We start from the raw sequence: 19,626 nt of genomic DNA on the forward strand, positions 1-19,626 counted from the left end.
TACCTTAAGTACCAAGGGAATAGATATTTATTTTTCTGTGACTTGGAGTTTGCGATGGAACAAGCGAAATAAATATCCTTCCTACCTTTTATATAACATCTTAGAAATTCGATAGAAGTGTTAAGAATTTTGTATGGAGTAAAAAGGAAATTAGAATTAAAATGAAAACGTAATCAAGATTTCGAAAGATTTCAATTATGGATGGAGGGTAAAAAATGAGAAAGATTAAAAAATTACTTGCTATGGCTACAGCAACTTTAATGATTGGTGGCTTATTCGTTGGATGTGGAGGTAAAGATGGTGGAAGTACAGCATCTGGAGATCCAGTAAAGGTAGGAGTATTCCTATACAAATTTGATGATACTTATATTTCAACAGTACGTCAAAGCTTACAAGAAATTCAAAAAGAAAATGAAGGTAAGGTTGAATTTGAATTTATCGATGGTAAGGGTGACCAATCAATACAAAATGATGCTATAGATACAATACTACAAAAAGATATTGATTTATTAATGGTAAACCTTGTTGATATAGGGGCAGCACCAACTGTACTTAATAAGATTAAAGATGCTGATAAGCCAGTTGTATTCTTTAACAGAGAACCTGCTACAGACACTGTAAAATCTTATGATAAAGCTATGTTCGTAGGAACAAATGCACAAGAAGCTGGTGTACTACAAGGTAAAATACTTGTAGATCAATGGAAGGCTAATCCAGCACTAGACAAGAACGGCGATGGTGTAATGCAATATGTAATGCTTAAAGGTGAACCAGATAATGCAGAAGCAGTTGCTAGAACTAAATTCTCTGTATCTACTATAAATGATGCTGGAATTAAGACAGAAGAATTAGCTAATCAAGTTTGTAACTGGCAACAAGATTTAGCTCAAACTAATATGGAGGCATGGTTATCAAGATATGGTAATGGAATTGAAGTAGTTATTTCTAATAATGATGGTATGGCTCAAGGTGCAATAGCAGCTCTTCAAGCAGCAGGATATAACAATGGTGATGCAGCTAAGACTATTCCTGTTGTAGGTGTTGATGCAACAGCAGCAGCTCAAGATTTAATATCTAAAGGATTTATGGTAGGTTCAGTTCTTCAAGATGCTCCAGCTATGGCTAAAGCTCTTTATGAATGTGGTATGAATTTAGCAGCTGGAAAGAGTGCTACAGAAGGTACTGACTATAAGTTTGATGATACAGGTGTAGCAGTTCGTATTCCTTATCAAGAATATACAAAGAAATAGTCGTTAAATAAGTTAGTTAAAAGTTGCACTGTATTTTTAAAAATATAGTGCAACTTATAAAATATACAAAAAGAGTGGTGAAAGCAGTTATGGAAAAATCGAAGTATGTGTTAGAGATGGTTAATATATGCAAAAGCTTTCCAGGGGTAAAGGCCTTAGATAATGCACAACTTAAGGTGCGTCCTGGTACTGTACATGCCTTAATGGGTGAAAATGGTGCAGGTAAATCTACATTAATGAAATGTTTATTTGGTGTTTATATAGAAGATGAAGGTAAAATTCTTATAGATGGAGAAGAATGTAAGTTCTCAAATCCAAAGCAAGCGATGGAAAATGGTGTTTCAATGGTACACCAAGAATTAAATCAAGTTTTGCAAAGAGATGTAATGGATAATATATGGCTTGGAAGATACCCAAGTAAAAATGGAATTGTAAGTCAGAAAATAATGTACGAAGAAACTAAGAAGATCTTCGATGATTTAGAAATAGATGTTGATCCAAGAGAAAAAATGGCCAAGCTTTCTGTTTCCCAAAGACAAATGGTTGAAATAGCAAAAGCGGCTTCATATAATGCTAAAATTTTAGTACTTGATGAGCCTACTTCATCTCTTACTCAAGAAGAGGTTGATCATTTATTTAAAATAATGAATAAACTTAAGGAAAAGGGATGTGGACTTATTTACATATCTCATAAGATGGAAGAGATTCTTCAAATATCAGATGATGTAACAATTATGAGAGATGGAAAGTGGATAGATACCTTGTTAGCAAAAGAGTTGACAACAGATAAAATTATTAAATTAATGGTTGGTAGAGATTTGACTCATAGATTTCCTCCTAAAACTAATAAGCCAGGAGAAACAATATTAGAAGTTAAAAATCTTACAGGAGCATATCAGCCATCAGTAATTGATGCATCCTTCAAATTAAGAAAAGGAGAAATTTTGGGTGTTGCAGGTTTAGTTGGATCTAGAAGAACTGAGTTAATAGAAACTATATTTGGAATAGCTCATAAGAGTAGTGGAGAAGTTCTACTACATGGAAAACCAGTAAATAATAAAGATTCAAGAGCAGCAATTAAAAATGGATTTGCATTATTAACCGAAGAAAGAAGAGCAACAGGTATATTTGGTGGCTTAGACATAAAGTTTAATGCGACAATAGCGAATATTGATAACTATAGTAAATTTGGTGTTTTAGATAATAAAAAGATGACAGAAGATACTAAGTGGACAATCGATAGTATGAAAGTTAAAACTCCAACTCAAAAAACTGCCATTAGAAGTTTATCTGGAGGTAATCAACAGAAGGTAATCATAGGAAGATGGTTATTAACAAATCCAGAAATACTATTGTTAGATGAGCCCACTAGAGGTATTGACGTAGGGGCAAAATACGAAATATATCAACTGATAATTGATTTGGCTAATAAAGGAAAAGGTGTAATTATGGTATCTTCAGAAATGCCTGAATTATTAGGTATATGTGATAGAATTCTTGTAATGTCGAATGGAAGAGTTGCAGGAATAGAAGATACAGATAAATTAGATCAAGAAAAAATAATGACTTTAGCAGCTAAATATATTTAGGATTGAGGTGTAGAAGATGGAACAAGCAAAAGTAAACAGAGAAAAGGTAACGAATTTTTTAGTTAATTATGCTTTATATATAGTTTTAGCAGCAATGATAGTTTTCTTTATAATAAAGGAACCATCATTTTTATCAATTAGCAACTTCACAAAGATTTTAAGTCAAGCATCGACTCGTGGTATCTTAGCACTAGGTGTTGCAGGGCTTATAGTACTTCAAGGTACAGACTTATCAGCAGGGCGTATTTTAGGGTTAACAGCAATTGTATCAGCATCCCTTTTACAGTCAACAACTTATGCTGCAAGAATGTATCCTGATTTACCAGCCTTACCATTAATACTACCATTATTAGTAGCAGTAATTATAGGTGGTATTTTTGGAGCAATTAATGGATTTGGTGTGGCCAAACTTAAAGTACATGCATTTATTATTACATTAGGAACTCAGCTTATTGCTTATGGTATATCATGTTTATATATAGATAGACCTCCACTAGGAGCACAACCAGTTGCAAATTTAGATGAAAGGTATACTAAGTTTGTTAATGGATCATTTAACTTAGGACCAATTGAAATTCCTTATTTAATAATATATTTAGCAGTTGTAGCAATAATCATGTGGTTTATTTGGAATAAGACAAAGCTTGGTAAGAATATGTTTGCAATAGGTGGAAACCCTGAAGCAGCTGCTGTATCAGGTGTAAACTTAGCTAAGAATATAATGATAATATTTATAATTTCAGGTATTCTTTATGGTGTTGCTGGATTCTTAGAAGCAGGTAGAGCTGGTTCAACTACTACAGCTACTGGTTTAAACTATGAACTTGATGCTATAGCAGCCTGTGTTGTAGGTGGAGTATCATTTACAGGTGGTGTAGGTACAATACCTGGAGTATTAATAGGTGCAGTACTTCTTCAAGTTATTAACTATGGACTTAATTTTATTGGAGTTAATGCTTATTGGCAATTTATAATAAGAGGTTTAATTATTATAGTAGCAGTTTCATTGGACGTTAGAAAATATCTAGCTAAAAAGTAGGTGGTAGTATGAGCAATGAAATTACAAATGAAAGTGTACCAGAGAAAGAAGTAAAAAAAGATTTTAGAGATTGCTTATATGGAAAGATAGATGTATCTGTTGAAAGTGTTGACAAATTTATATTGGGAGTTCTGGTTCTTTTAGGACTATCCATATTATTTGGAGTAATATTTTAATAGATAGTAGAAGTAGAGGATTTTATATTCTCTACTTTTTGTCGTATAAAAATAAGTTTAATATAAAATTATTACGTTGAATATATATTAATGTGATGAGATAATAGTTTCAGGTATAAAATGTATCAAAAGAAAAAATCTATCATAAATAGGAGGTAGGTTCATGAACTTGTATAAGGTATTGATAGTAGATGATGAGGAAGAAATAAGACATGGAATAATAAAGAAGATTGATTGGGAAAAGTATGGATTTACAGTAGTAGGTGATGCTGAAAATGGAAAGGATGCCATAGATAAAGTTGAAAAGTTTCAGCCAGATATAATTATGACAGATATAAAAATGCCTTTTATGGATGGTTTAGAATTAGGAGAATATGTATATAAAGAATCTCCATCAACTAAGATTATAATTTTTTCAGGATCAGATGATTTGGAATATGCCCATAAAGCTATTAAAATAAATGTAGTTGAATATGTTTTGAAACCTATAAATTCTATAGAATTAATTGAGGTTTTAAAGAAGTTAAAGAATACTATGGATGAAGAATATAATGAAAAAAAGAATTTTGAGAAGTTAAATAAATATTATCTTGAAAGTCTTCCAATAATGAAGGAAAAGTTTTTTGTTGGGACTATAGAGGGAAGAATAGAAGGTAGCAGTTGGGTACAAGCGGGTAAGAAGGTTGGAGTAGAGTTTGATTTTCCCTACTTTGCTATTGGTGTTCTATATAACGATAAACTTATAGATAGTAGTGAGCATAGAGAAAACGATTTTGTAGATATATCAATTAAACAAATAGTTGATGAAACATTAGTTAGTTATTGTAAGGCTATTAGTTTTATCTATTCTGGAAAGGTTATCATAATTGGTAATCTAGATAATAAAGGTGGAATTATAAATTTAATTAATGGATTAAATGAAGTTTGTAAAAGTTGTGAAAGAGTGTTAGGGCAGAAAGTATCCGCCGGAATAGGACAGATAGTTAGAGGGTATGAGGAAATTAGATTTTCCTATAAAATGGCCAGAAATGCACTGCATTATAGAATGGTGTTAGGAACAGGAAAAGCCATATATATTGAAGATGTGGAGCCGGATAATTCAGTTCAACTTCAATTTGATGAAAATGATGAGAGAGAACTATTAAATGTTATTAAGTTAAAATCAGATGAAGAAATAAAGGACTCTATAAGTAAATTATTTTGTAGAATAGAAAAACTGCTATTGCCTTTTAATAAGTACAAAATTTATTTTATAGAAATAACCACATCCTTATTGAAAGTGGTACAAGCTTACGATATTAATATGGAAGAGATATTTGGAGAAGGATTTAATTGTTATAGTCATTTAGATGATTTTAATTCTATAAATCAAGCTAAAGAGTGGTTTATAGAAAAATCAATAAGAATTAATAATTTAATTAAAAGAGAAAGAATGGACTCCTCTAAATTATTAATTGAAAAAGCAAAGGAATATATTAACCAAAATTATAGTAACACTGAACTATCTGTTGAGGTTATTTGTTCTCAGCTACATGTTAGTCCAACCTATTTTTCTACTTTATTTAAAAAGGAGACTGGGAGTAATTTTATAAACTATCTAACAAGTACTAGATTAAATGAGGCAGTAAATTTGCTTAATACAACAGATTATAAGTCATATATGATAGCAGAAAAGGTTGGATATACTGAAGCTAATTATTTTAGTTACGTATTCAAAAAGAAATTTGGAGTATCTCCATCAAGGTATAGAAACGTTAAGTAGGTAATAGCTATGAAAAAGATAAATTTATATAAAAACAAAAGTATACAATACATAATTTCTATATCTTTTACAATAATTGCGGTAATAGGAATGATTACGTTAGGTGAAATTTTATATATTAGATTTGTTAGATTAAATGAAGAAATAATATCTAAGAATAATAAAGCTATAGTTAATCAAGTTAATCTAAATTTAGATAGTTACCTAAGAAATATAATGAAAGTATCTGATGGAATGTACTATAACGTAATTAAAAAAGTAGATTTTTCTAAAGATAGTATAGATAATGAATTGAATTTATTATATGAAACAAATAAAGATTTTCTTGTAAGTATAACGTTATTTTCAAAGTATGGAGAAATAGTAGCAGGGTATCCTTATAAGGAATTAAAGGAGTCCATAGAGCCTAGGGATAATGCTTGGTTTATTAATGCTGTAAATAAAAAAGAGAATCTACATTTTTCTACTCCACATGTACAAAATCTTTTTGTAGATCCATCATATAGATATCGGTGGGTTGTTTCATTAAGTAGGGCTGTAGAATTAACTTATAATGGTGAGACAAGCCAGGGTATATTGTTAGTAGATATGAATTTTAGTGGGATAGAGCAAATATTTAAAAATATAGATATAAGTAAATCAGGATATGTTTATTTAGTAGATAGTAAGGGAGAGATAATTTATCATCCAAGGCAACAGCTTATCTACTCAAATTTGATGAATGAAAATAATGAGGAAGCTGTAAATTATGAAGATGGAACTATAGTAGAAAGTTTTAATGGTGAAGAAAGGGTAGTTACTACAAAAACCGTTGGGTATACTGGGTGGAAGATAGTAGCAGTAACCCCTATGAAGGATATTACAGAAAATTATAGCCATATGAGGATATTTTTAATTTTAATTATATTCTTTGGGGTCTTAATCTTAACAATAATAAATATAGTAGTATCATCTAGAATAGCAACTCCTATAAGAAGTTTGGAAAATAAAGTTAGAAAGTTTGAGGAGGGCGTAAGAGATATTGATTTTTCTACAGCAGGTTCATATGAAGTAAAACATCTAGGTAAAGCTATAAACTCAATGGTGGCACAGATGAATTCACTTATGGATAATATAGTTAAGGAACAAGAGCTGAAAAGAAAGACTGAACTAGATGCACTTCAGGCACAAATAAATCCTCATTTCCTTTATAACACATTAGATTCTATAGTGTGGATGGTAGAAGGGGAAAGGTATGAAGGTGCAGTAACTATGGTTACAGCTTTAGCAAGATTTTTTAGAATAAGCTTAAGTAAAGGAAAGAATGTAATAAGTCTAAAGGATGAATTAGAGCATGTAAGCAATTATTTAACAATACAAAATATACGTTATAAGAATAAGTTTTCATATAGAATACAAGCTGAAGATGATGTTTTAGATTTAGCTTGTATCAAGTTAGTAGTTCAACCATTAGTAGAAAATGCTATATATCATGGTATGGAGTATATGGATGGGGATGGAGAGATAGATATTAAGGCGTATAGTGAAAATGATGAGGCTATTATTGAGGTAAAGGATAATGGACTTGGAATGACAGAAGATATTGTAGAATCATTACTTGAAAAAGTACATGCTAGTAAAAAAGGTTCTGGTGTTGGACTAAGAAATGTTAATGAAAGAATAAAATTATATTTTGGGCCTACATATGGACTGGAGATTAATAGTGAACCAGATGAGGGAACCTCTATAAAAATACACATACCTATAATAAAGTATGATGACTATGAAAGGGGGGAAAACAAGAAAAATGAGTAAACAAAAGAAGAGGATATTTGTAATTTTTATAGGAATAGCAATAATACTATTTTTGTTTATTCTAGACTTTTTATTAAGACGGGATAATAGGGAAGTTATATATAATATTGCCTATATATCGGATACAAGAAAGAGTGAAGATATAAAAGTAATAGCAGAAGGTATAAGTCAAGCTGCCAAAGACATGAGAGTAGAAGTTAAAAGTTATGTTTTAGCAAATAATAATGAAGTAGAAGCTCAAATAGAGTTAATAAAAAAAGAAGTTAAAGGTAAGGTGGATGCAATATTATTGAATCCAACAGATAGTAATAAGTTAAGTGAGACCATTAAAAAAGCATATAAAGATGTTCCTATTGTCTTAATAAATTCTGCAATTACTGGCTTTGATAGTATACCTATAATCTCTTGTGATAATGAAGAAGTTGGTAAAGAGATTGCAGATGAAATCATTAGAAATGGAAATACAAGAAATAACATAGGAATAATAGTAACTAATAAAAATAAAAGTAATTTACAGGATATGTACAGAGGTTTTTTATCGGAAATAAGCTATAGTAAAAATAATTGTAAAGAGTTAAATATAGGGGAGAACATTAATACTTATAGTCAACAGATAAATAGTTTTATAAAGTCAGAAAATATAGATGTGTTAGTTACATTTGAAAGGGATATATTAGAAGAATTAGCTCAGATAAAAAAAGAAAATAAATTAGAGTTAGAGTTGTATGGAATGGGGAGAACAAACAAAATATTATCTTATTTAGAAGAAGATATAATTAATTCGGTTGCGGTACAAAATGAATTTAATTTAGGCTATTTGGGGGTAAAAATAGCTGTAGATAAGCTAAATAATAAGGATACTAGTAGTAAAACAATAGATTTTTCTATTATTAATAAAAGTAATATGTATTGGGATGATAATCAAAAGATACTATTTCCTTTTATAAAATAGAAATAATATGGTTAGGATGGTATAAAGATGAGAAAGAGTATGAGAAGATTTATATTAGTATTATCAACTATTTATATGTATAGTTCATTGATTTCATGCAATAGCCGTAATAATGAAGAGGAAGATGTAAATGATATAAAAATAGGAATAAGTGTATATGAGCAAGATGACATTTTTATTTCGAGCATTATATCTAATATAGAAAATATAACAAAAGAAAAAAGAAATGAGGGTAGTTATAATATAACTTTAAATGTAGAGGATGCAAAGTCTAACCAATATAATCAAAATGAACAGGTAGACATGTTTATTGATCAAGGATATAATGTAATGTGCGTAAATCTTGTTGATAGAAGATCTGCTGCAACAATAATTAATAAAGCAAAAAATGCTAATATACCAGTTATCTTTTTTAACAGAGAGCCAGTAGAAGAAGATATGAACATGTGGAGTAAAGTATATTATGTTGGGGCACAAGCAGAACAATCAGGGATGATGCAGGGAGATATAGTAATAGAAAAATATAAAAAGAATCCAAGAGATGTTGATAAGAATGGTGATGGAAAAGTACAGTATGTTATGTTAGAGGGAGAGCAAGGACATCAAGATGCTTCAATAAGAACTGAATATAGTGTAAAGAGATTAGTAGACAGTGGAATTAAAGTAGAAAAGTTAGGTAGTGAAGTTGCTAATTGGTCAAGAACTGAAGCATCAGAAAAAGTGGACAGATGGATTGAAAAATATAATGATAAAGTAGAGCTTATTATTAGTAATAATGATGATATGGCTTTAGGAGCAATAGATGTATTAAATAAGTCTAAAATCAAAAATAATATGCCTTTAATTGTAGGAGTAGATGGAATTAAGGATGCCCTAAAAGCGATAGATAATGGAGAAATGACAGGGACAGTAATTAGTGATGCCTATAAACAAGGAAAAGCTATATTTGATACTGCTTTGAGAGTGTCATCAGGAAATATATTAGATAATGATAATGGTATAGATGCAAGATATATAAGAATTCCACACGTGATTGTTACAAAAGAAAATGTAGGGGAATATATTAAATAAAAAAAGGATGTTGCTAAAGTTGCAACATCCTTTTAGTATGTTTTAATTAGTGACAACCGCCACCGCAGCTTCCGCATCCGCTACCTTCTGGAGCGATTACAGGCTTTAATGAAAGTCCTCTACCTTGGTTTTCTTCGCTTGAAACGATAATGAATCCACCGAATTCATCAACTAAGCTCTTTTCCATAATAAAAGTAATGTCGTTAACAACTTCTGTTACATCTGCATCTGTTGCTTCACTTACAGAAATGTTAAAAACAGGACCGCTACATGCATATCCTCCTAAGTTGATTCTAATATTATATGATTCAACTTTGTTTTCATCTAGGAATTCTTTAAATTCTTTATATGCTTCTTCGTTTATAGTTATATTTTTCATTAAATTCACCTACTTGTAGTTTTTATTAATTGATAATACATATCACTACACCTAGTATAACATAACTTCAAATTTTTTCAAGAAGTTTTTATATTAATACTATTCATGGGTATTAGTTATGGTTATAATATTATCATGTATAGTGTAACTAATATGTTAAGCTATTATACTATAAATACAAAAAATTACAGCAAGGGGAATTAATTTAATGATACCGTATAATAAAGAATTTATAATAGATAAAATAAAAGAGTATGAAGATAAAATAGATAGTGGAGTAATAGGGGAATTTGAAATTTTAAAAAGAGATTCTTTAAATGGTAAAGTTGAAGGATACTTATATACGAAAAATGATAATGTTATTGGACCAATACCAGAGTTAATAGGAGAAAATAAAAGAGTTTGGATGAGATTAAGTCCTAAAGAAATAGAAGGATCATATGAATTTATAAAGTTTGCAACTGGCAAAGTTGGTGTTGTAGGTTTAGGATTAGGATATGTAGCTCAGGAGTTAGCTAAAAAGCAAGATGTTGAAAAAGTAGTTGTGTATGAAATTAGTAAGGATGTAGTTGAGCTTTATAAGAGAAATTTTGGAGAAAATGAAAAGATAGAAATTATAGTAGGCGATGCATTCAATGCCTCAAAAGATAGTTTTGATTTCTTTTATACAGATATATATGAATATAAACTATCTATGCAGGTAGTAGAAGATTACATTAAGCTTAATAAATTACATGATATTAAAGAATATTCCTTCTTTGGGATGGAACACTTTTTATTGAGCTGTAAATATGATGAAATAGTTTGGGTATATGTACCAGAGACGTGGATGGCTATGTGTAAGGATTTATCAGAAGCATTAGATCAATCAGGATATATTAAATTTTATGAGCAGTTAGATGAAGAACTAGTAAGTAAGGTTTTAGCTGGATTTAAAGAGGTACTTAACCAGGGGATGGAATAGTTAATAGCAGTGATACCATTATTTGTGGCTATAATTAATGGTTGTTAGTACACAAAAATAAAAGAGTGTATCTAAATTTTTAGATACACTCTTTCTATTACTTAACAACTATGTTAACTAATCTACCTTTTATAACAATTACCTTAACAACTGTTTTTCCTTCAGTATTTTGTTTAATAACGTCATCATTTAAAGCAGCTGCTTTAATTCCTTCTTCATCAAGGTCAGAAGCAACATTTATTCTATTTTTTATCTTACCATTAATTTGTATAGCTATTTCTACTTCATCCTTAACTAAAGCCTTAGGATCAAAAGTTGGCCAAGCTTCATTAAATACTGATGTAGCGTTGCCAGCTAAGTTCCATTGTTCTTCAGAGAAGTGAGGAGCAAATGGTGCAAGTAATCTGATGAAGTCTAAGATAACTTCCTTCAAGAAATCAAGGTTCTTAGTTTCTTCTTGCATGTATTTTGATAATGCATTTACGAATTCCATCATTCTTGCTATAGCTGTGTTAAATTGCATCTTATCTCCATCTTCAGAAACACCCTTTATTGCAGTATGTCTCCAGAAGTTTAGTTCTTTTTCAGCCTTATCTATAGTAGACTTACCATTTCCAGCTTTAATAGCTTCATTAGCAGAATCAAGAGTTCTTTCGATTCTATCTACGAATCTAGCAACAGACTTAATTCCGTCATCACTCCAAGCTCCACCTTCTGTGTAAGCAAAACCAAACATTAGGTACATTCTAAATACGTCTGAACCATGTTGCTTGATGTAATCATCAGGAGAAATTGTATTTCCCTTAGATTTACTCATCTTTAGACCATCAGGTCCTAGGATTAATCCTTGGTGAGTAAGAGACGTAAATGGTTCATCAAATGTTAAATATCCCATATCTCTTAATGCCTTAGTTATGAATCTAGCATAAAGAAGGTGCATACAAGCATGTTCAGGACCACCAACATATTTATCAACTGGTAGCATTTTATTAATTATTTCAGGGTCAAATGCTTTTTCTGAATTTTTGCTATCAGGATATCTTAAGTAGTACCAAGATGAACATACGAAAGTATCTAAAGTGTCACATTCTCTTGTAGCTTCGCCACCACATTGTGGACAAGTACACTTCTTAAATTCTTCACTCTTAGCAAGTGGTGATTTTCCGTCTGGAGCAAATTCAACATCATAAGGTAACTTAACTGGAAGTTGATCTTCTGGTACTGGAACAGTTCCACATTTATCACAGTAGATCATAGGAATTGGAGCTCCCCAGTATCTTTGTCTTGAAACTAACCAATCTCTTAATCTAAAGTTAACCTTCATTGAACCTAAGTTTTGAGAAGCTAGTTTTTCAACTATCTTTTCCTTAGCTTCAGCTGTTTCTAATCCATCAAATTCACCTGAGTTAACTAAAACGCCATGTTCGCAATATGGAAGTTCAGTTTCTTCACCATTTTTAGCGGCAATAACTCTTTCAATTGGTAGATTAAACTTTGTAGCAAAAGCAAAGTCTCTTTCATCATGAGCTGGAACTGCCATAACTGCACCTGTACCATAAGTTGCAAGTACATAGTCAGAAATCCATATTGGCACTTCTCTACCATTGATTGGGTTAATAGCGTAAGAGCCAGTGAATACACCAGTCTTTTCTTTAGTGATTGATTGTCTTTCAATTTCACTTTGCTTAGCAGCAAGTTCTTTATATTCTTCAACAGCAGCCTTATTCTCATCAGCAGTAAGCTTATCTACTAGCTTATTTTCTGGAGCTAAAACAACATAAGTTACACCATTTAACGTATCAACTCTTGTAGTAAATACATCAAAGCTTAAATCAGAGTTTTTAACTTTGAAAGTAACTTCTGCACCAGTAGATCTACCAATCCAGTGCTTTTGCATAGCTACAGTTTTTTCAGGCCAATCTAAATCATCTAATTTATCTAATAATTCATCAGCATAATCAGTTATTTTTAAGAACCATTGAGTAAGTTCTTTCTTAGTAACTTCAGTATTACATCTTTCACAAGCACCATCAACAACTTGTTCATTAGCTAAAACTGTATTACAAGATGGGCACCAGTTAACAGGCGCATTCTTTCTGTAAGCTAATCCTTTTTTATAAAGTTGAAGGAATAACCATTGAGTCCACTTATAATATTCTGGATCACAAGTTACTACTTCGCTTTCCCAGTTAAACATAGCTCCCATAGCCTTTAATTGTTGTTCCATAGTTTCTATATTCTTATAAGTTGAATCTTGAGGGTGAATACCAGTCTTTATTGCAAAGTTTTCAGCTGGTAAACCAAATGCATCAAATCCCATTGGTTGGAATACATTATATCCTTGCATTCTCTTAAGTCTAGCCCAAGTATCAACTGGTCCATAGTTAAACCAGTGACCAGCATGTAACTGGCTACCTGAAGGATAAGAGAACATTTCTAAAGTATAAAGTTTCTTATCTAAATTTTCAGGATTAAACTTATATAATTCTTCTTTTTCCCATTTTTCTTGCCATTTCTTATCAACAGCAGTTCCGTAGTTTCCCATTAAAAAATCCTCCTTAAAATCTGTAATAAAAATAAAAACCTTTCATCTCTATATTAAGAGACGAAAGGTAAAATTTCCGTGGTACCACTCTTATTAGGATAAAAAAATATCCTCACTCAATAACTATATCGGGCTTACCCGTACTTGTTTTTACAAGTATGCTCATAGACAAGTTCCCAAGTTTACAACACTATTTTACACCAACCAATAGCTCTCTGAAGTTATAATTAAGTGGTACTACTTCTAATCAACGCACTAAAATATTCAATAGTATAAATAATTATATATTTTATATGAGTTAAAGTCAACTATAGTCTATTTATAGTGTAACCTCTCTTTTCTAATTCTTTTAAAACGCTATCTTCACCAATAAAGTGCTTGCATCCAACAGCTATAGTATGATTTTTTCCATCTTCCACTAGATTATCAATGTTCTCTGCCATTTTTATATTTCTTTGAGTAACTAAAGCATCATAGAATTCAGGAACTTCCTTTTTCATATTTGCAACATCTTCTTCTAGAAATTCTATATTACCATCAACATATGAGTTAAAAGTATCTTTTAAATATTTAATAGTTTCTTCTTTTTTAGAAGAATCAGTAACTGTTGATATAGTGGCTTTTACATCATCCCAAGTATATAAGTTATTCAATAAATCCATTTGGAAGTCAACACTTTCAAGTTCATGAATTTCAATACCTTTTTCCTGAGATTTTTTTATTAGTAGTTCATCAAAAGAAGTAGTATAATTTTCTCCTTGATACATAGTACTTTCAAGTATAGATACTATACCAGCAGGAGTTAATACAGATAAAGCACTAATGTTCATATTGGATGGTGCTAATATTTCATTAACTTTTTTAATTTCATCTTCAGTTAATTGATTTTTAGCTGTTTTATCTGAAGTATTTAGTAATTTATCTTGAGAAGCAGTAACTTTAGTCATATCAGTAATGTCAGCTTCTACAGATAGAACATCTGTATTTTTTAATATCTTAGTTACTTTTTTATTGAAGAAGTTATGAGTACTAGGAGCAGGATGCATAGTACCAATTAAATTAATTGTGATATCCCCTTTAGTAGCAGTCCATAAATATCCTTCAGCTGCAGGTGTTTTATCTCCACAGCCAATTAAACTACCAAGTGTAAAAACACCTAGTAATAAAGTAGCAAATGGTTTTATAAGCTTTTTAGTAATCTTCATGTTAGATTCCCCCTATAATCAAATCGATAAGTTAATTATACCAATTATTTACAAATAGGTACACGCTTTTATATACTGCCAAGTACACCAAGTGTAGTAAATAAGGTAAATATTATAAGCATGATAATTATAAAAAGCATAAGCTTAGACAAAGTTTTTCTTTTTGGAATAGTATTTGGAACATTCAAACTTAATAATGTAGATAAAATATCTTGGATATCTTTATGGTCTTTTGGATTATCTGAAACAAAATATAGTTTATTAGAAGAAGATGGAGTGTCTTTTAATTGTAGAACCAAATTTACATTACTAAATTTCATATTATCCTTATAGGAATTTGATAAATATACAGTTTCAATTTTTTCTATAGGAATTATCTGTTCATTAATAGTTTTAAAAGTATTACTAAAGGAATAAAGATATATATTTTTAGGAGTTATATACATTTGGTAGTAGAAAAGGGTTTCTCCCCAATAAGGAGCAACATCATTAAATTCCATACCAGCACCAATATTTAAAAATTTTGAGGAAAGAACTTGTTCATTTTTTGGAGTGAATTTTTTATTAAATGCAGAAATAACTATTTTTTGTAAGACTTTTGCGTTTTTAATTAAGTGTATTGTACAATCTCTTTCTGGTCCGAGACTTAAATAGGTTGAATATATATTAGATGGGGAAAAATCTATATCTAAATCAGTATTATTAACAAAACACCAATTAAGAGTGAAATTTAAAGACTTTTTTAGGCTTTCCTTTTGTTCATTAGATAAAGTAACATCAGCAAGTGACTCTTCGTCTATATCAATTAATTCATATTTATCCATAATTAAATTTCCCCCTTCATTAATTTTGAAAGCTTTGTTCTAGCTCTTAATATCCTAAGTTTAACTGCATTAGGAGTCATGTTATACAGTTCAGATATTTCTTTTATATCTTTATTTAAAAAGAAACGTTGAATAAAAATATTTCTATCTATTTCTTTAAAGTTCATAATATATTTTTTAACCAATTCTAATTCTTCTTTAGTAATTTGTTCTGATTCTATATTGTCTGCAGATATTAAAGTATTACTATCGTCATTTATGGTATTTAAGCGGTGACCTTCTTTTCTTATTAAGTCTATACTTGTATGTTTTGCTATTGATGCAATCCAATTCTTAAATTTATTATCAGGATAGTTAAAAGAATCTATACAATGCCAGACTTTAAGAAGAACATCATTAACACATTCCTCACTTAATGTTTTTGAGTTTGTATTTGTGTAAGCGATTCTATATATAAGATTTCCGTAAGTATCTAGTACATAAAGTAGAGCATCTTGATTTTTATTTTTTAATTCTTTTACAAAATTTAAATCATCTATCATCTGAATTTCTTTCCCCCCTATATTAAATAAATTAAACTTTTATATAAGATATCCTTTAATATTTAAATGTATTGAAAGCACTTTCATATATAAAGTCGTAAAAAATTAAGTATGGTTTCAAATTTTTATATTATATTAAGAAAAAGTTTATTCAAAACTTAAAAATGTAGTATATAATATATAAATAAAATCGTAGGGGGATAAAGATGAGTTGTTTAGGCAATATTATATGGATTATATTTGGCGGATTCTTTAATGCATTGGGATGGTTATTTGCAGGATTACTTTGGTGCTTAACTATAGTAGGAATACCAGTGGGATTACAATGTTTTAAAATGGCAAGTTTACAATTTGCACCTTTTGGTAAAGAAGTAGTTACTGTAAGCGATAGTGCAGGAAATCTACTATTGAATATATTATGGTTATTATTTGGTGGGTTAGCATTATGTATAGGTAATTTAATAAGTGCAGTTTTATTATGTGTAACTATTATAGGGATACCATTTGCTGCACAATGTTTTAAGTTGGCAAAGTTATCATTAATGCCTTTTGGAAAAGAAATTAGATAAAGGTAAAAAAGAGCTGTAGTACTTTTAATTTAGTACTATAGCTCTTTTTATTAGTTGTTTTTATCTTGTAATTTTTTATATACGTAAAATGGTATTCCTATAAGCATTAATATAAACACCCACATTGCAGAAACTGATCCTGATCCATAGATTATGTACAGTGAATATGCAAATGCTAATAAGGAAAAGAAGGCATGTTTTATAAACCTACCAAAGCTTAATCTGTTTCCTGATTTATATGTAAGGATAATTTCAGCACAAGCACTTAATGCATAAGCTGGAATAAACGATAAAGTCGCAAGATTTATCATAAAATCGAAAGCTGAAGTTAAACTTGAAACATAATTAGCAATTAAAAGTATGTTAGTACAAAGTGTAGATATAAATAAGGCTACTACAGGAGTTTTAAACTTTGGATGTAATTTACTGAAGAATTTAGGAAATAATCCATCAGTACCAGCAGCATAAGCCATTCTTGCTGTTGTCATTATCCAACCTGAACAAGCTCCAGCAGCTGAAATAACTACTCCAAGAGATATAAATGCTCCACCCCAAGTGCCTCCAGTTATATTGTTTATTATAGATGATAAAGGTGCATTAGATGAAGCAAGGTCTGCTTGTGATAATCCACCCATAGCTAAAATTGAAAGCAATAAGTATATAATAGAAGCAAAAATTGTGCCAATTACAGTACTTCTTCTAATATTAACTTCAGGATTTTTTATTTCACCACCTGAAACAACAGCACTTTCTAATCCAACAAATGACCATAAGGTAACAGCTATTGCAGGTGCAAGAGATCCTAATCCAACAACCTCAGAAGAAGAATAAGTCTTAAGATATTCAGGGTTAAATCCAATTACAGCTATTATTAAGAATACAAGTATAACTAGTAACTTTAATGTAGTAGTAATTATTCCAATAATTCCAGCTTCTTTAACACCTTTATAATTTATATAGGTCATTATCCATAAGAATGCAGAAGAAACTAAAAAAGCAATTAATCCATTTGAAGATAGTATTGGAAAAAAAGGAGTTAAATATCTAATTATTGCTGTTATTATAGCAGCATTACCAATCCATGAACCAATCCAAAATGTCCAAGCTACTAAAAATGCAGTAAATTCCCCAAATGCTTTATGGGTATATACTATAGGACCACCTGTTGCAGGGTACTTGGTTCCTAAGTTAGCAAAAGAAAGAGCTAGCAGAACAGAACCTATTCCTGTAATTATCCAAGCAAGAATTGTTGTTGTTGGGTTTGCCACTTGAGCAAGACTTTGGGGGGAAGTAAAAATACCTGATCCCATCATATTTCCGACAACAATAGCTGTAGCTGCAGTTAATCCAAGTTCTCTTTTTAAATTATTATCTTCCATATTTTTCTCCTTAGTTTAATATGATTAATTTATTAACAATAAAATTATATCTTCATATATAAAAGATGTCTATTAAAATAATTATTTGCAAAAAATAAGAATCCTATTATATAATAGGATAAAAATAGAAAAAAATAATGAAAAAAAGTATTTACAAATAATAATTATTATTATATAATAACAAATGTAGAACAGAAGAGAATAAATGTTAAGAAACAAAAGATGAATTTTAAAAGTTAATTAATGTTATATATATAGAGGAGGAGAATGATATGAAAAAATTTGTTTGTACAGTATGTGGATATGTTCATGAAGGAGAAAGTGCACCAGAAAAGTGCCCATTATGTGGAGTAGGACCAGAAAAGTTCATGGAACAATCAGAAGATATGGCTTGGGCTGATGAGCATAGAGTAGGAGTAGCTAAGGATATAGATCCAAGAGTTATTGAAGGATTACAAGCTAACTTTATGGGAGAATGTACAGAAGTAGGAATGTACTTAGCAATGTCAAGACAAGCTGACAGAGAAGGATTCCCAGAAGTTGCAGAAGCATATAAGAGAATAGCATTCGAAGAAGCAGAACACGCTGCAAAGTTCGCTGAATTATTAGGAGAAGTAGTAGTAGCAGATACTAAAACTAACTTACAAATGAGAGTTGATGCAGAACACGGAGCTTGCCAAGGTAAGAAAGATTTAGCTACATTAGCTAAGCAATTAAACCTAGATGCAATTCATGACACAGTACATGAAATGTGTAAAGATGAAGCTAGACACGGTCAAGCGTTCAAGGGATTATTAAACAGATATTTTGGTTAATAAATAGAAAAGATAGACGAAGCAATCGTCTATCTTTTTTTAATTTGAATAAGATAATTCTTATGGTTGAATTAAATCATTGTCTAAGAAGTTTATAAAAGAATTTAAATCAACAATTGGAATTGAAAATAGAAAAATAATATAAAAAAATAACAAAAAACTATTTACAAATAATAATAATTATTATATAATAAAAACTGTAGAGAATAACAGAAAGATTTTACTAGATAAGATTAAAATATAAGGTTTAAAATATAGGAGGAGAAAAGATATGAAAAAATTTGTTTGTACAGTATGTGGATATGTTCATGAAGGAGAAAGTGCACCAGAAAAGTGCCCATTATGTGGAGTAGGACCAGAAAAGTTCATGGAACAATCAGAAGATATGGCTTGGGCTGATGAGCATAGAGTAGGAGTAGCTAAGGATATAGATCCAAGAGTTATTGAAGGATTACAAGCTAACTTTATGGGAGAATGTACAGAAGTAGGAATGTACTTAGCAATGTCAAGACAAGCTGACAGAGAAGGATTCCCAGAAGTTGCAGAAGCATATAAGAGAATAGCATTCGAAGAAGCAGAACATGCTGCAAAGTTCGCTGAATTATTAGGAGAAGTAGTAGTAGCAGATACTAAAACTAACTTACAAATGAGAGTTGATGCAGAACACGGAGCTTGCCAAGGTAAGAAAGATTTAGCTACATTAGCTAAGCAATTAAACCTAGATGCAATTCATGACACAGTACATGAAATGTGTAAAGATGAAGCTAGACA

18 protein-coding genes and 1 other annotated feature are annotated in these 19,626 nt (G+C 30.3%); of the genes, 12 read left to right on the forward strand and 6 right to left on the reverse strand.

Annotated features, from left to right (window positions below; translation table 11 throughout):
* Positions 1-215: 215 nt before the first annotated feature.
* From I4V16_RS07805 to I4V16_RS07840, 8 genes are all read left to right on the forward strand, one after another.
* Positions 216-1,250: a galactose ABC transporter substrate-binding protein gene (locus tag I4V16_RS07805; RefSeq protein WP_049179489.1), complete on the forward strand. Its 1,035-nt coding sequence runs from the start codon at positions 216-218 to the stop codon at positions 1,248-1,250.
* A gap of 89 nt (positions 1,251-1,339) precedes the next feature.
* Positions 1,340-2,839, forward strand: coding sequence for a galactose/methyl galactoside ABC transporter ATP-binding protein MglA (mglA, locus tag I4V16_RS07810; protein ID WP_049179490.1), 1,500 nt, complete (start codon positions 1,340-1,342; stop codon positions 2,837-2,839).
* A 16-nt stretch (positions 2,840-2,855) separates the two neighbouring features.
* Complete coding sequence (gene mglC, locus I4V16_RS07815; protein ID WP_049179491.1) at positions 2,856-3,878, forward strand: galactose/methyl galactoside ABC transporter permease MglC; 1,023 nt, start codon at positions 2,856-2,858, stop codon at positions 3,876-3,878.
* 8 nt (positions 3,879-3,886) lie between these two features.
* Positions 3,887-4,054, forward strand: coding sequence for a hypothetical protein (locus I4V16_RS07820; protein WP_153246650.1), 168 nt, complete (start codon positions 3,887-3,889; stop codon positions 4,052-4,054).
* Positions 4,055-4,217: 163 nt separating this feature from the next.
* Positions 4,218-5,816 (forward strand): response regulator, encoded by a 1,599-nt coding sequence (locus tag I4V16_RS07825; protein ID WP_099329258.1) that lies wholly within the window; start codon positions 4,218-4,220, stop codon positions 5,814-5,816.
* A gap of 9 nt (positions 5,817-5,825) precedes the next feature.
* The gene (locus I4V16_RS07830; protein WP_049179493.1) at positions 5,826-7,610 is read left to right on the forward strand and encodes a sensor histidine kinase; all 1,785 of its coding nucleotides are present in this window, start codon (positions 5,826-5,828) and stop codon (positions 7,608-7,610) included.
* Positions 7,603-8,562 (forward strand): substrate-binding domain-containing protein, encoded by a 960-nt coding sequence (locus I4V16_RS07835; RefSeq protein ID WP_049179494.1) that lies wholly within the window; start codon positions 7,603-7,605, stop codon positions 8,560-8,562. The genes I4V16_RS07830 and I4V16_RS07835 overlap by 8 nt, the downstream gene beginning before the upstream one ends.
* 27 nt (positions 8,563-8,589) lie before the next feature.
* Complete coding sequence (locus I4V16_RS07840; protein ID WP_111938196.1) at positions 8,590-9,633, forward strand: galactose ABC transporter substrate-binding protein; 1,044 nt, start codon at positions 8,590-8,592, stop codon at positions 9,631-9,633.
* 46 nt (positions 9,634-9,679) lie between these two features.
* On the opposite strand, the gene I4V16_RS07845 is transcribed toward I4V16_RS07840, so the two are convergent.
* Positions 9,680-10,012, reverse strand: coding sequence for a HesB-like protein (locus I4V16_RS07845; protein ID WP_027097129.1), 333 nt, complete (start codon positions 10,010-10,012; stop codon positions 9,680-9,682).
* Between the two features lie 208 nt (positions 10,013-10,220).
* On the opposite strand from I4V16_RS07845, the gene I4V16_RS07850 reads away from it, so the two are divergent.
* Positions 10,221-10,976, forward strand: a complete 756-nt coding sequence (locus tag I4V16_RS07850) for a methyltransferase domain-containing protein (RefSeq protein WP_049179496.1) — start codon at positions 10,221-10,223, stop codon at positions 10,974-10,976.
* A 97-nt stretch (positions 10,977-11,073) separates the two neighbouring features.
* Here I4V16_RS07850 and leuS read toward each other — a convergent pair whose 3' ends face one another.
* The 4 genes from leuS to I4V16_RS07870 all read right to left on the reverse strand — a co-directional run bounded on the left by leuS (position 11,074) and on the right by I4V16_RS07870 (position 16,092).
* Positions 11,074-13,521 (reverse strand): leucine--tRNA ligase, encoded by a 2,448-nt coding sequence (leuS, locus tag I4V16_RS07855; protein WP_049179497.1) that lies wholly within the window; start codon positions 13,519-13,521, stop codon positions 11,074-11,076.
* A 53-nt stretch (positions 13,522-13,574) separates the two neighbouring features.
* Positions 13,575-13,781: a binding site (T-box leader), on the reverse strand.
* A gap of 48 nt (positions 13,782-13,829) precedes the next feature.
* Positions 13,830-14,726 carry a TraB/GumN family protein gene (locus I4V16_RS07860; protein WP_195541843.1) on the reverse strand — a complete coding sequence of 299 codons (897 nt, stop codon included), beginning with the start codon at positions 14,724-14,726 and terminating at the stop codon, positions 13,830-13,832.
* A 68-nt stretch (positions 14,727-14,794) separates the two neighbouring features.
* On the reverse strand, positions 14,795-15,550 hold the full coding sequence (locus I4V16_RS07865) for a hypothetical protein (RefSeq protein ID WP_049179499.1): 756 nt from the start codon (positions 15,548-15,550) through the stop codon (positions 14,795-14,797).
* 2 nt (positions 15,551-15,552) lie between these two features.
* On the reverse strand, positions 15,553-16,092 hold the full coding sequence (locus I4V16_RS07870; protein ID WP_195966625.1) for a sigma-70 family RNA polymerase sigma factor: 540 nt from the start codon (positions 16,090-16,092) through the stop codon (positions 15,553-15,555).
* Positions 16,093-16,298: 206 nt separating this feature from the next.
* Between I4V16_RS07870 and I4V16_RS07875 the strand changes: the two genes are divergently transcribed.
* Positions 16,299-16,661, forward strand: a complete 363-nt coding sequence (locus I4V16_RS07875; RefSeq protein ID WP_049179501.1) for a YccF domain-containing protein — start codon at positions 16,299-16,301, stop codon at positions 16,659-16,661.
* A gap of 50 nt (positions 16,662-16,711) precedes the next feature.
* On the opposite strand, the gene I4V16_RS07880 is transcribed toward I4V16_RS07875, so the two are convergent.
* Positions 16,712-18,040, reverse strand: a complete 1,329-nt coding sequence (locus I4V16_RS07880) for an amino acid permease (protein WP_099329256.1) — start codon at positions 18,038-18,040, stop codon at positions 16,712-16,714.
* Between the two features lie 272 nt (positions 18,041-18,312).
* On the opposite strand from I4V16_RS07880, the gene I4V16_RS07885 reads away from it, so the two are divergent.
* Together I4V16_RS07885 and I4V16_RS07890 are read left to right on the forward strand one after the other, a co-directional pair.
* Complete coding sequence (locus I4V16_RS07885) at positions 18,313-18,855, forward strand: NADH peroxidase (protein ID WP_027097123.1); 543 nt, start codon at positions 18,313-18,315, stop codon at positions 18,853-18,855.
* 271 nt (positions 18,856-19,126) lie between these two features.
* Positions 19,127-19,626: NADH peroxidase (locus I4V16_RS07890; protein ID WP_049180332.1), on the forward strand; the 500-nt coding region annotated here is incomplete at its 3' end.

It is taken from the genome of Clostridium sp. 1001283B150210_160208_E6 (genome assembly GCF_015669365.1).
In the GTDB taxonomy this organism is placed as follows: Bacteria; Bacillota; Clostridia; order Clostridiales; family Clostridiaceae; genus Clostridium; species Clostridium paraputrificum.